Source organism: Flavobacterium anseongense (assembly GCF_021608185.1).
Taxonomy (GTDB): Bacteria; Bacteroidota; Bacteroidia; order Flavobacteriales; family Flavobacteriaceae; genus Flavobacterium; species Flavobacterium anseongense.
This window is the reverse complement of sequence record NZ_JAKIHN010000007.1, coordinates 188,565-204,053: the sequence shown is the minus strand read 5'-3', so window position 1 is coordinate 204,053 and position 15,489 is coordinate 188,565. Positions and strand designations below refer to the sequence as shown.

Here is a 15,489-nt window from a genome sequence, read left to right as displayed (position 1 = left end):
AGGCAACTGTCCTAACTCATTCACAGTAATCAGAACTTGGACATTCACTGATGCTTGTAATAACTCTTCTTCAGTATCACAAACCATTACTGTAATAGATGATCAAGCTCCTTTAACTCCAGAAGCACCAGCATCAATAACTGCAACCTGTGTAGGTGAAGTTCCTGCGATGATTTCGCTTACTGCTGTTGACAATTGTTCAGGTTCTATAACAGTCCAAGGTGTTGATTCAATTGTTCAAGGAAATTGTGCTAATTCATTCACTATAACTAGAACATGGACATTTACTGATGCGTGTAACAATACGTCCTCAGTTTCACAAACAATTGCTGTTGGTGATACAATTGCTCCAACTTTTAATGAAAGCATTCCGGTAAATACTACTGCTTCATGTGATAATATTCCTAATCCGGCTGTATTAACAGCAACTGACAACTGTGGAGCTGCAACAGTAAGTATGACTGAAAACATTTTACAAGGAAACTGTCCTTCTAATTATCAAATAGTAAGAACTTGGACAGCTACTGATGCATGTGGAAATTCAGTTTCAGGAACGCAAACAATTACTGTTTCTGATACAGTTGCTCCAGAATTAGTTGGAACTATTGAAACTCCAATTAATACCTGTGATGTAATTCCTGACGTACCTGTTCTTCAATTTACTGATAATTGTACAGGAACCATTGTTACTCCAGTACCGAGCATAACTACATCTACTGTTGTAAATGGTGTTTACACTATTACAAGAACTTGGACTGTAACTGATGTTTGTGGAAATACAAGAGAGTTCCAACAGTTGATTAATGTAATCACTAATCCTGTAATTGAAGTAACTGTAAGTGATCAAATATGTAATGACAGTGAAACTGCAACTTGGGATTTGAGTAATTATTTACCAACTGGTACTCCTGCCGGAGGAACTTGGGTAAATGAAAGTAATGTTGGAACATTCAATGGTTCAATATTCAATGCATATCAAGTGCCGGAAGCGGATTATGTATTCAGCTATACTTATAACCATCAAAATACTTGCCCTCAAAAAGTAGAGGTAACTGTGCCTGTTGAATTATGTGCTGTTGCAGGTTGTGACACTGTAATCATTCACAATGCATTTACTCCAAATAATGACGGTATAAATGAATGGTTTCAAATTGATAACATTGGTCAAGATTGTCACTTACCAAATTCGGTTGAGATATATAACCGCTGGGGAGTTTTAGTTTATGAAACCAAAAACTATGACAACAGTACCAGAAAATTTGAAGGTGTTTCCGAAGGAAGAACAACTATCAACAAATCAGCTGATTTACCAACGGGAACGTATTTCTATATCATCCAATGGACTGATGGTTCGCAAACTATAAACAAAGACGGATACTTATACCTTACTAGATAAAAAAACCTACTAATTCCTGAGGGTTGAAAAACCCTCAGGTTAAAAAATAGAAAATATGAAAACAAAAATTTTAATTTTCGCTTTGATGTTGACATGCTACACTGGACTTGCTCAGCAAGATGCACAGTTTACCCAATACATGTACAACACCATAAATGTCAATCCGGCTTATGCTGGGTCGAGAGGAGTTATGAGTATTTTTGGATTGCATCGTACCCAATGGGTAGGATTAGATGGTGCTCCTACCACTAACGCTTTCTCCATAAATACTCCACTTAACAACAGTAATCTAGGACTTGGTGTATCATTGGTAAGTGATAAAATTGGTCCAACTAGTGATAATACTATTTCTGCCGATTTATCATACACTATTCCAATGAATGAAGATTACAAAATGTCATTTGGAATTAAAGCTTCAGGAAATATGTTCAATTTAGATACTGATAAGTTGACACCTGCCCAAGCTAATGATCCTAATCTTCAAAATTTCAACAATGAGTTTTCACCAAATTTTGGAGCCGGAGTTTATCTGCATTCAGATAAACTGTATTTAGGGCTTTCAGTGCCAAACTTCCTGCAGGATTCTAAATATAATGATAATGATGTAGCTGTATTTCAGGAAAGAATGAATTTCTATTTTATTGGTGGATATGTATTTGATTTATCACCATCGATAAAATTCAAACCAGCCTTTTTAACAAAAATGGTAACCGGTGCTCCGCTTCAGGTTGATGCTTCAGCTAACTTCCTGTTCTTTGACAAGTTAATGCTTGGAGGAGCTTATCGTTGGGATGCTGCAGTAAGTGCATTGGCAGGGTTTCAGATAACCGATGGTTTATTTATTGGTTACAGTTATGATAGAGAAACAACAAATTTAAGACGATATAACTCAGGTTCTCATGAGGTATTCTTGCGATTTGAATTGTTCAACAGAGTTAGCAAAATGGTATCACCTAGATTCTTCTAATACAAAGCGTCATGAAAAATAAAATTACATACTTAGTACTATTAGCTATCACTTGTGTGAATAGTTATTCGCAGGTTGCAAATAAATCTGAGGCGAAAGGAAATAAAGAGTATCAAAAATACGCTTATATTGATGCAATCAAAACATATGAGCGTATCTATGAAAAAGGATACAAATCGCCTGATATGTTGCTTAAAATAGGTAACTCATACTATTTCAACGCCGAATTAGAAAAGGCAAACAAATGGTATGCTGAACTTTACGCAACCAATCCGGAACAAGAACCTGAATTCTATTATCGCTTTGCTCAAACTTTAAAAGCTGCAAAAGATAACACCAAATCTGATGCTATGATGGCTACGTTTGTGCAAAAAAATGGTAATGAAGCACGTGCCAAAATTTTTGCTAAAAACAAAAATTATTTAGCCGAAATCAAAAAGAATTCAGGTCGATATAAAATCGAAAACGCAGGTATTAATTCAAAATACTCTGACTATGGAACGGCTTTTATGGGAACCAAAGTGGTGTTTGCATCTGCACGTGATACCGGAAATTTCTCGAAAAGAATTCACACTTGGACTGGTCAGTATTTTACTAATCTTTATGAATCTCCTATAGCTGAAGATGGTTCACTTGGTGCTGTTGGAAAATTCGGCAAAAAAATAAATACTAAATATCACGAAGATACTCCAACTTTTACAAAAGACGGAAAAACAGTTTATTTCACTCGTAATAACTATCTTGAAAAAAGAGGTTATGATGCTGGTAAAGTAACACTTTTAAAAATTTATAAAGCTACTGTAGATAAAGACGGACAATGGAACAATATTACTCCACTTCCATTTAATAGTGACAGTTATCAAACGGCACATCCTGTCCTATCTCCTGACGAAAAAACATTATACTTTGTTTCTGATATGCCTGGAACTCGTGGTCAATCCGATTTGTTTAAGGTAAAAATAAATGAAGATGGCAGCTTTGGTAACACTGAAAATCTTGGTGATGCCATTAACACCGAAGGTAGAGAAACGTATCCTTTTATTTCTGATGATAACGAATTATACTTCGCTTCAGACGGTCAGCCAGGTTTAGGTGGATTGGATATTTATATCACTAAAATTCCGAAAGACGGTAGCACTAATTTCAAAGAAGTATTGAACGTTGGTGAAGAAGCTAATAGTCCAAAAGATGATTTTGCCTTTATAATTAATTTTAAAACTAAAAAAGGATTCCTAAGTTCTAACAGAGATGGCGGACAAGGAAGCGATGATATCTATAAATTTGTAGAGACAAAACCTATTTGGTGTGAGCAAATACTATTCGGAGTTATTACTGATGAAGATACAAAAGCTGTTCTGCCAAATACTAAGTTGCAACTCTTTGACGACAATTTCAATAAGATAAAAGAAACCATTTCTGATGCTGAAGGTAAATATGAATTTACCGAAGTTGAATGTGGTAAAAAATATTACGTAAGAGCTTCTCATGAAGACTATACGACTAAAGAAGCTCCGGTAACAATTGGAAAAGAATCAGGTAAAACGGAACTTAATATCGAACTTAAATCGGAAGGCTGTAAAGTTAAAATTGGTGACGATTTAGCAGATTGTTTTAAAATCAACATCATCTATTTTGATTTAGACAAATGGAATATCAGACCAGATGCTGCGATTGACTTAGCAAAACTATTGGATGTTTTAGAACAAAATCCATCTATGAAAATTAACATTCGATCTCATACCGATAGTAGAGCTTCTGATAAATATAATGACGTATTATCGAAAAACAGAGCCAAATCGACAAAAGACTGGTTAATTAAAAATGGTATCGCTGCAAACCGCTTAACATCAGAAGGTTTAGGTGAAAGAGAATTAGTAAACAAATGTTCGGATGGTGTAGAATGTTCAGAAGCAGAACATCAACTTAACAGACGTTCAGAATTTATAATTACAGCGCTCTAAAAAAATATTTTTATTTATTAAAATTAAAAGAAACACTTGTAAAATCAAGTGTTTCTTTCGTTTATACCCTATTTGAAAAAGGATGAAATATCAAAAAGCATCGTTAAAAAGTTTAAAATGAAAGAAAATTGTCAGTTAAACGAGTATTTGCGCTATTCACAGAAAAAATTGGGTTACTTATTGGTATGTCTCTAATTTAGCCATCAAATAGTATAACCCAAATCAACTATCTCTTCAATGCGCCTACTTACAAAATACTTCAAGCCCGAAATTTCGTTTATCAATAGATTATTCTACTAAAATTAATTGTATGAAAACAAAAATTACTATCTCAAAAAAATTGATTGTGTTTTTGATATTTAGTTTATTAAGTATCTCTAGCTCATTCGCCCAATCTTATCCGCCACCAGGCACATCGTGTACTTCTGGTGACTTGACATTAGTTGGTGCAACTCTCTCTGGTGGAGATTTATGTAACTCGTGTCCAACTGCGACTACAATAACTAGAACATTAACACTGTCTATTAACAACACGACTGGTTCTACGAGAACTTCTTTTGCCTTTTGGGGAAATTTAGAAGTTTATAGCGGAACTACTGGTCTGTTAGTTTCTAATACATTAATTACTGGTTGTAATGGTCCACTGCCTCCAAATACTATAACTACGTTAAGTTATAATACTGTTACTTATACTTGTGGTGATGTATTGAAAATCACTAATTTATATTTAGCTTGGACTTCAGCTTCACCTGGATCAACTTGCCCACTAGACCCTACTTTAATTTCGCCTAAATGTGGAACCTTGCCTACTATAACTGTAAATGGAGGTGTAAACGGAGAATTCGCTCTAACCGATTCACAATGTGGTTCTGCAACAGGAGCAATTGACTTAACCCCAACTGGTGGCACTGCTCCTTTTACTTATGTATGGACAGCTACAGCCGGAGGTGCTGTGCCAAGCGGACAACAAAATAATCAAGATCTTACCGGTTTATTACCTGGCACTTATACTGTAGTTATAACAGATGTAAACGGATGTACTATTACTAAATCCAGAACAATAGGAGCAACTACTCCTACTATTGCGACATTTGCCAACACAAGTGATATTACTGTTCCTTGTGGTGGAGCAACAACAAGTTCTTTAAGCTATACTAATAATGGAACAGGTTCTTGTTTAATCAGCGGGACTGTTACTTCTACTCTAAGTACTCAAACACCTGCAGGCGCCTGTGGAGGAACTGTTACTGAAACATGGACTTTTACAGATGCTCTCGGAAGAACGATTACCAAAACAAGAACAATTACAATAAGCCCGGCAACGCTACCAACTATGACTGCTCCGGCAGCTACAACGGTAGCTTGTGGTTCACTACCTGCTCCTACTACTTTATCATTCACAAACGGATTAAGTGGTGGCTGTTTAATTAATGGTACTTCAAATCCTTCTACATTCTCAACACCTCCAGGTGCTTGCGGTGGAACCGTTACAGAAACCTGGACTGCAACAGATTCTTGCGGTAGAGCTTTAGCTCCGGTTTCAAGAATTATAACAGTAAGTCCGGCTGCTTTACCAACAATGACAGCTCCGGCTGCTACAACGGTAGCTTGTGGGTCATTACCAGCACCAAGTACTATCTCATTTTCTAATGGATTAAGTGGTGGTTGCTTAATAAGCGGAAATTCGAATCCTTCAACATTCTCAACAACTCCAGGTGCTTGCGGTGGAACCGTTACGGAAACATGGACTGCAACTGATTCTTGTGGTAGAGCTTTGGCTCCGGTTTCAAGAACAATTACTGTAAGTCCTGCTACTTTACCAACAATGACTGCTCCTGCTGCTACAACAGTAGCTTGTGGTTCATTACCGGCACCAAGTACAATTTCATTTTCTAACGGATTAAGTGGTGGATGTTTAATAAGCGGTAATTCAAACCCTTCAACATTCTCAACAACTCCTGGTGCTTGCGGTGGAACTGTTACAGAAACATGGACAGCGACAGATTCTTGTGGTAGAGCTTTGGCTCCGGTTTCAAGAATTATAACAGTAAGTCCAGCGGCTTTACCAACAATGACAGCTCCGACGGCTATAACGGTAGCTTGTGGTTCATTGCCTGCGCCAAGTACAATCTCATTTTCTAATGGATTGAGTGGTGGATGTTTAATAAGCGGAACCTCAAACCCATCTACGTTTTCAACACTTTCTTCTGCTTGTGGCGGAACAATTACTGAAACATGGACGGCAACAGATTCTTGCGGTAGAGCTTTGGCTCCGGTTTCAAGAACAATTACTGTAAGCCCGGCTGCATTACCAACAATGACAGCACCTGCAAATATAACAGTAGCTTGCGGATCAATTCCGGCACCAAGTACAATTTCATTCACCAATGGATTAAGTGGTAGCTGTGCTATTAACGGAACTTCGAATCCATCAACATTTACAGCAACTCCTCCAACTTGTGGTGGAACTGTAACAGAAACCTGGACAGCTACTGATTCTTGCGGAAGAACAATTGCTTCTGTTTCAAGAACGATTACAGTAAGTCCGGCTGCTTTACCAACTATGAATGCGCCATCCGGAATAACAATTTCTTGTGGTGTTACGCCAACTCCGAGTACGCTTTCATTTAGTAACGGATTAGCTGGTGGTTGTGCTATTACAGGTACTTCAAATCCATCAACTTTTACAACAACAGTTCCTGGTTTCTGCAATGGACAAATTGTTGAAACATGGACAGCAACCGATTCTTGTGGAAGAGCTTTAGCTCCGGTAACAAGAACAATAACTGTTAATGACACGACACCTCCTACTTTTACAGTACCTGGACCTATAACAGCTAATACTGATGCCAGTTGTAACACAAACCTGGATCCATCAACTACCGGAACCGTAACTAATATTAGTGATAATTGTGATACAGCTCCAACAGTGACTTATTCTGATAATGAATGTTTTGGAAATGATAATGCTGGATCTATCAATGCAGGTAATGGTAATTACTTCTACTTTGATGTAACAGGATTTGATAATCTAACTGCAAAAGATATTCAAAAAATCGCCTTAGCTTTCGAAACCAATCAAGGAAAAGGAAGAGCTGAATTTACTTTGGTTGCACCAAATGGTACAGCTGTAATTTTAGTTGGACCATATTGTACCGGTGGTGCTTGTGAAGATGCAAACTCTAGTGACCAGGAATTATATTTACCTACATTTTACCCAAATAGTTCAGGATATCCACAATGGAACAACAACGATGTTATAACTCAAGATATCCCACAAAACTTTACACCAAACGGTGCCTTATCGTCACCAAATTCAATTACGGGATTAACATCTTATGTTTCAAGTTTTGAAAATTTAACCGGTCCAATGAATGGTACTTGGTTCATATTCTCTAGAAAACAAGCTAGTGTTAACGGAAGTATTAATTTCAATAGTGTTTGTTTAACTCCTTTGAATGTTTGTTCCAACAATAGAGTTATTACTAGAACTTGGACAGTGACAGATGCTTGTGGTAACTCATCTACAGCTAATCAAACAATCAGTATTCAGGATGTTACTGCTCCTACATGGACAACAGTAGCTGGTTCACTTGATGCAACTGTAGAATGTAGTGATGCTGCTGCCTTAGCTTCGGCACAGGCCTTATTCCCTACTGCAACTGATAATTGTGATACTGATGTAACTAATATTGTAAAAACTTCAGGTGCATTTGTCGCTTCTCAAACATGCGCAAATGCCGGTACTTATACAAATACTTGGACAGTAACTGATGCTTGTGGAAATACTTCTCAAGTATTCACTCAAACTATTACTGTTAGAGATACTACACCTCCAACATGGACAACTGTAGCCGGAACTTTGGATGCAACTATAGAATGTAGTAATGCTGCTGCTTTAGCTAATGCTCAAGCGCTTGCTCCTTCGGCTACTGATAATTGTGACAATAATGTTACTTATATCAAAACTTCAGGTGATTTTGTACCTGGAGCTTGTGCAGGTTCAGGATCTTATACAAATACATGGGTAGCTAAAGACGCTTGTTTAAATACCAGCACAACTTTTACTCAAACTATTACTGTTCAGGATACTACTGCTCCGACAATTTCAATTGCTGCTGCAAATGCTACAGTTGAATGTGATGGCTTAGGAAATACTGGTGCTTTAGCTGCTTGGCTGGCTTCAAATGGTGGTGCTTCAGCTTCGGATGCTTGTTCATCGGTAACCTGGACTAACAACTTCTCTGCTTTAAGCGATGGTTGTGGAAACTCAGGTTCTGCTTTGGTTACTTTTACTGCTACTGATGATTGTGGTAATGCTACAACTACTTCTGCGACATTTACTATTCAAGACGATACCGCACCAACTATCAATACTCAAGCTACTAATGCTACAGTAGAATGTGATGGAAATGGTAACTCAGCAGCTTTAACTGCTTGGTTAGCTTCTAATGGTGGCGCTTCGGCTTCAGACATTTGCTCTAATGTAACCTGGACTAATAACTTCACTACATTAAGCAATGGTTGTGGTAATTCTGGTTCTGCCTTAGTAACTTTTACTGCTACTGATGATTGTGGAAACAATACTTCATCAACAGCGACATTTACTATTCGTGATACTACGGCTCCAACTATTAGTACTGCTGCAGCTGATGCTACAGTAGAATGTGATGGTAATGGAAACTCAGCAGCTTTAACTGCTTGGTTAGCTTCTAATGGTGGTGCTTCAGCTTCAGATATTTGTTCTAATGTAACCTGGTCTAACAACTTCTCTGCATTCACTGATAGTTGTGGTAATTCAGGTTCTGCTTCAGTAACGTTTACTGCTACTGATGATTGTGGTAATGCTACAACTACTTCAGCGACATTTACTATTCAGGATACTACGGCTCCAACTATTACTATTGCTGCAACTGATGCTACAGTAGAATGTGATGGTCAAGGAAATACCGCTGCTTTAGCTGAATGGCTTGCCTCTAACGGTGGTGCTTCAGCTTCTGATGCTTGTTCTAATGTAACCTGGTCTAACAACTTCTCTGCATTCACTGATGGTTGTGGGAACTCTGGTTCGGCTTTGGTAACGTTTACTGCTACTGATGATTGTGGAAACGCTACAACTACTTCTGCGACATTTACTATTCAGGATACTACAGCTCCAACTATTACTATTGCTGCAACTGATGCTACAGTAGAATGTGATGGTCAAGGAAATACTGCTACTTTAGCTGAATGGCTTGCCTCTAACGGTGGTGCTTCAGCTTCAGATATTTGTTCTAATGTAACCTGGTCTAACAACTTCTCTGCATTCACTGATGGTTGTGGAAACTCTGGTTCGGCTTTGGTAACGTTTACTGCTACTGATGATTGTGGAAACGCTACAACTACTTCTGCGACATTTACTATTCAGGATACTACAGCTCCAACTATTACTATTGCTGCAACTGATGCTACAGTAGAATGTGATGGTCAAGGAAATACTGCTGCTTTAGCTGAATGGCTTGCCTCTAACGGTGGTGCTTCAGCTTCAGATGCTTGTTCTAACGTAATCTGGACTAACAACTTCTCTGCATTCACTGATGGTTGTGGAAACTCTGGTTCAGCTTTGGTAACATTTACTGCTACTGATGATTGTGGTAATGCTTCAACTACTTCAGCGACATTTACTATTCAGGATACTACGGCTCCAACTATTACTATTGCTGCAACTGATGCTACAGTAGAATGTGATGGTCAAGGAAATACCGCTGCATTAGAAGCTTGGTTGAGTTCAAACGGTGGAGCTTCGGCTTCAGATGCTTGTTCTAACGTAATCTGGACTAACAACTTCTCTGCATTCACTGATGGTTGTGGGAACTCTGGTTCTGCTTCAGTAACTTTTACTGCTACTGATGATTGTGGTAATGCTACAACTACTTCAGCGACATTTACTATTCAGGATACTACGGCTCCAACTATCACTATTGCTGCAACTGATGCTACAGTAGAATGTGATGGTCAAGGAAATACCGCTGCATTAGAAGCTTGGTTGAGTTCAAACGGTGGAGCTTCGGCTTCGGATGTTTGTTCTAATGTAACTTGGACTAACAACTTCAATGCACTTACAGATGGTTGTGGGAACTCTGGTTCTGCTTCAGTAACTTTTACAGCTACTGATGATTGTGGAAACGCTGTTACTTCAACGGCTACTTTTACTATTCAGGATACCACGGCTCCAACTATTAATATCGCTGCTACTGACTTAGCTGTACAATGTGATGGTAGTGGTGGTACTTCAACTGCTTTAGCTGCCTGGTTAGCTTCTAACGGTGGCGCTTCAGCTTCGGATACTTGCTCTAACGTAACCTGGACTAATAATTTTGGTACTATCGCAAGCGATTGTTCAACAGCTATAACAGTAATATTCACAGCTACTGATGATTGTGGAAATGCTTCAACTACTTCAGCTACATTTACAGTTCAGGATAATATAGCTCCAACAATTGATATTGTTGCTGCTAATGCAACTGTTGAATGTGACGGAAATGGTAATTCAGAAGCTTTAGCGGCTTGGTTAGCCTCTAACGGTGGCGCTTCGGCGACTGATACTTGCTCTAACGTAACCTGGACTAACAACTTCACTACATTCACAGATGGTTGTGGTAACTCAGGTAGTGCAACAGTTACTTTCACTGCTACTGATACTTGTGGAAACACAGCAACTACTTCAGCGACATTTACTATTCAGGATACTACGGCTCCAACAATCACTATCGCTGCTGCTAATGCTACAGCTGAATGTGATGGAAATGGAAATACTGAAGCTTTAGCCACTTGGTTAGCTTCTAACGGTGGTGCTTCAGCTTCTGATACTTGTTCAAACGTAATCTGGTCTAACAACTTTAATGGACTTAGCAATGGTTGTGGAAATACAGGAAGTGCTACGGTAACATTTACGGCTACCGATGATTGTGGTAATGCTACAACTACTTCAGCTACATTCACTATCGAAGATACTACAGCTCCAACAATCACTATTGCTGCTGCTGATGCAACAGTTGAATGTGACGGAAATGGAAATCCGGAGGCTTTAGTTGCTTGGTTGGCTTCTAACGGTGGTGCTTCAGCTTCAGATACTTGTTCTAACGTAACTTGGACTAACAACTTTGAAGAACTTAACGATAGTTGTGGTAGTACAGGTTCAGCTACAGTAACTTTTACTGCTACTGATGATTGTGGAAACACAGCTACATCAACTGCAACCTTTACTATTCAGGATACTACGGCTCCAATAATCACTATTGCCGCAGCTAATGCTACAGCAGAGTGTGATGGAAATGGTAACTCAACTGCTTTAGCTGCTTGGTTGGCTTCTAACGGTGGTGCTTCAGCGACTGATACTTGCTCTAACGTAACCTGGACTAACAATTTTGATGGACTTAGTGACGGTTGTGGTAATACAGGTTCAGCAACTGTAACATTTACGGCTACTGATGATTGTGGTAACACTGCAACTACTTCAGCTACATTCACTATCGAAGATACTACAGCTCCAACAATCACTATCGCTGCTGTTAATGCTTCAGCAGAATGTGATGGTAATGGTAATGCAGAAGCTCTAGCCGCTTGGTTGGCTTCTAACGGTGGCGCTTCAGCGACTGATACTTGCTCTAACGTAACCTGGACTAACAATTTTGATGGACTTAGTGACGGTTGTGGTAATACAGGTTCTGCTACAGTAACATTTACAGCTACTGATGATTGTGGAAACACTGCAACTACTTCAGCTACATTCACTATCGAAGATACTACAGCTCCAACAATCACTATTGCCGCAACTAATGCTACAGCTGAATGTGATGGTAATGGTAATGCAGAAGCTCTAGCCGCTTGGTTGGCTTCTAACGGTGGCGCTTCAGCGACTGATACTTGCTCTAACGTAACCTGGACTAACAGTTTTGATGGACTTAGTGACGGTTGTGGTAATACAGGTTCTGCTACAGTAACATTTACAGCTACTGATGATTGTGGAAACACTGCAACTACTTCAGCTACATTCACAATAGAAGATACTACAGCACCAACAATTACTTCCGTTGCAACTGATGCTACAGTTGAATGTGATGGAAATGGAAATGCTGAAGCTTTAGCCGCTTGGTTAGCTTCTAACGGTGGTGCTTCGGCTACAGATACTTGTTCTAACGTAACTTGGACTAACAACTTCTCTACATTTAGCGATGGTTGTGGTAATGCAGGTTCAGCGACAGTAACATTTACAGCTGCTGATGATTGTGGTAATATCGCTACATCAACAGCAACCTTTACTATTCAAGATACTACAGCTCCAACTATTGATATCGTTGCAACTGATGCTACTGTTGAATGTGATGGTAATGGTAATGCAGAAGCTTTAGCCGCTTGGTTAGCTTCTAACGGTGGTGCTTCGGCATCTGACTCATGCTCTAACGTAACCTGGACTAATAGTTTTGATGGACTTAGCGACGGTTGTGGTAATACAGGTTCAGCTACAGTAACGTTTACAGCTACTGATGATTGTGGAAATAGTGTTACTTCAACAGCTACATTTACTATTCAAGACACTACGGCTCCAACAATTGACATTGCTGCAACAGATGCAACAGCAGAGTGTGACGGAAATGGTAATACAGAAGCCTTAGCTGCTTGGCTAGCTTCAAACGGTGGTGCTTCAGCTTCTGATGCTTGTTCAAATGTAACTTGGACGAATAACTATGAAGCGCTTAGCGATGGTTGTGGTAGCACAGGTTCAGCTACAGTAACATTTACTGCTACTGATGACTGCGGAAATTCGACTTCTTCAACAGCTACTTTTGCTATTCAGGATACAACTCCTCCAACAATTTCTGTTACTACAGTTAACGTTACTGTAGAATGTGACGGAAGTGGTAATGCGGAAGCTCTAGCTGCTTGGTTAGCTTCTAACGGTGGTGCTTCGGCTATAGATATTTGTTCTAATGTGACCTGGACTAATAGCTTTGATGGTTTAAGTGATGGTTGTGGTAGCACAGGTTCAGCTTCGGTAACTTTTACAGCTACTGATGATTGTGGAAACTCTGCTTCAGCAACTGGTACATTTACTATTGTTGATACTACTGCGCCAACACTTACTGCTCCTGCAGCTAATTCAACTGTTGAATGTGATGGTCAGGGAAATACAGCAGCGTTAAATGCCTGGTTAGCTTCAAATGGTGGAGCAACTGCTTCGGATGCTTGTTCTAACGTAACTTGGTCTAACAACTTTATTGCTTTAAGCGATGATTGTGGAAGTACAGGTTCGGCAACTGTAATCTTTACAGCTACTGATGGCTGTGGAAATAGTGTGACTTCAACAGCTACATTTACTATCCAAGATACTACAGCACCAGTATTAACTACAGAGTTTGATCAAAAATTACAGGTAACTTGTGCTGCCATTCCGGATGCACCTATATTAGTCTTTACTGATAATTGCTCAGGTAATGTTACTCCGGTACTTAATCAGACTCAATCTCCGACTGTTGATAATGTCTATACAATTATTAGAACATGGATTGCAACTGATGCTTGTGGAAACAATTCACAAACATACACCCAAAGAATCTATGTTACTGTAACAAACACTACAATTTTAGAAATACCTGCCGAAAGATGTAATCTTGCCGAATTTGACAGCGTTGATTTAGTGACTTTATTACCTCAAGGTTTACCAACAGACGGGACATGGACAAATGTTGATAGTGCTACCGGTTTAACCGGAACTGTATTTAACCCTTTTGGTGTAGCAATTGGAGACTATATCTTTAGATATACAATTGCTAATGGTGATTGTTTTGACAGCTATGACATAGTAATGAATGTGAATGATGATTGTCGTCCATTACCTTGTGAATTAATTGTAATACACAATGCATTCACTCCTAATGGTGACAACATTAATGAATGGTTCCAAATTGATAATATCGAGGATTTTGATTGTTATCCAAGTAATAAGGTTGAAATCTACAACCGTTGGGGTGTATTAGTTTACGAGACTAACAATTATGACAACCTTGGAAGAAGATTTGAAGGAATATCTGAAGGAAGAACTACGATTAACAAATCCGAGGAATTGCCAACAGGAACGTACTTCTATATAATTCAGTGGACAACTACTGATGGAACAAGTGTGACTAAAGACGGATATTTATACCTTACCAGATAAAACCCTACTAATTCCTGAGGGTTGAAAAATCCTCAGGTAAAAAATAGAAAATATGAGAACAAAAATTTTAATTTTCGCTTTGATGTTGACATGCTACACTGGACTTGCCCAGCAAGATGCACAGTATACCCAATACATGTACAACACCATAAATATCAATCCAGGTTATGCTGGGTCGAGAGGAGTTATGAGTATTTTTGGATTGCATCGTACCCAATGGGTAGGATTAGATGGTGCTCCAACTACTAATGCTTTCTCTATTAACACGCCAATCAATAACAGTAGACTCGGAGTAGGTCTATCTTTAGTAAATGACCGAATTGGTCCAACTAGTGATAATACTATTTCTGCCGATTTATCATACACTATTCCAATGAATGAAGATTACAAAATGTCTTTTGGAATTAAAGCTTCAGGAAATATGTTCAATTTAGATACTGATAAGTTGACTCCAGCTCAAGCCAATGATCCTAATCTTCAAAATTTCAACAATGAGTTTTCACCAAATTTTGGAGCCGGAGTTTATCTGCATTCAGATAAACTATATTTAGGGCTTTCAGTACCAAACTTTTTGCAGGATTCTAAATACAATGATAATGATGTAGCTGTATTTCAGGAAAGAATGAATTTTTATTTTATTGGTGGATATGTATTCGATTTATCATCATCAATAAAATTCAAGCCTGCTGTTCTAACCAAACTGGTAACCGGTGCACCGCTCCAGGTTGATGCTTCGGCTAACTTCTTATTCTTTGACAAGTTAATGCTTGGTGGAGCCTATCGTTGGGATGCTGCAGTAAGTGCATTGGCAGGGTTTCAGGTAACAGATGGTTTATTTATTGGTTACAGTTATGATAGAGAAACAACAAATTTAAGACGCTTTAACTCGGGTTCTCACGAGGTGTTTATACGATTTGAGTTATTCAACAAAGTTAGCAAAATGGTATCACCTAGATTCTTCTAATAACAC

At 38.7% G+C, this 15,489-nt stretch carries 5 protein-coding genes; all 5 read left to right on the top strand.

Features of this window, described 5'->3' with window-relative positions:
• A partial coding sequence (locus L1S35_RS10955) for a T9SS type B sorting domain-containing protein (protein WP_236400594.1) occupies positions 1 to 1,396 on the top strand: 1,396 nt, incomplete at its 5' end.
• 55 nt (positions 1,397 to 1,451) lie between these two features.
• Positions 1,452 to 2,363, top strand: coding sequence for a PorP/SprF family type IX secretion system membrane protein (locus tag L1S35_RS10950; protein WP_236400592.1), 912 nt, complete (start codon positions 1,452 to 1,454; stop codon positions 2,361 to 2,363).
• Between the two features lie 11 nt (positions 2,364 to 2,374).
• Complete coding sequence (locus L1S35_RS10945; protein WP_236400590.1) at positions 2,375 to 4,324, top strand: OmpA family protein; 1,950 nt, start codon at positions 2,375 to 2,377, stop codon at positions 4,322 to 4,324.
• Positions 4,325 to 4,634: 310 nt separating this feature from the next.
• A complete protein-coding gene (locus tag L1S35_RS10940; protein WP_236400588.1) occupies positions 4,635 to 14,519 on the top strand; it encodes an HYR-like domain-containing protein in 9,885 nt (3,294 codons plus the stop codon).
• Positions 14,520 to 14,571: 52 nt separating this feature from the next.
• Positions 14,572 to 15,483 (top strand): PorP/SprF family type IX secretion system membrane protein, encoded by a 912-nt coding sequence (locus tag L1S35_RS10935; RefSeq protein ID WP_236400586.1) that lies wholly within the window; start codon positions 14,572 to 14,574, stop codon positions 15,481 to 15,483.
• Positions 15,484 to 15,489: the final 6 nt, after the last annotated feature.

Excerpts from the sequence above, each read along its gene's own strand:
- L1S35_RS10950 (WP_236400592.1), top strand. The coding sequence starts at position 1,452 with ATGAAAACAAAAATTTTAATTTTCGCTTTGATGTTGACATGCTACACT.
- L1S35_RS10945 (WP_236400590.1), top strand. The coding sequence starts at position 2,375 with ATGAAAAATAAAATTACATACTTAGTACTATTAGCTATCACTTGTGTG.
- L1S35_RS10940 (WP_236400588.1), top strand. The coding sequence starts at position 4,635 with ATGAAAACAAAAATTACTATCTCAAAAAAATTGATTGTGTTTTTGATA.
- L1S35_RS10935 (WP_236400586.1), top strand. The coding sequence starts at position 14,572 with ATGAGAACAAAAATTTTAATTTTCGCTTTGATGTTGACATGCTACACT.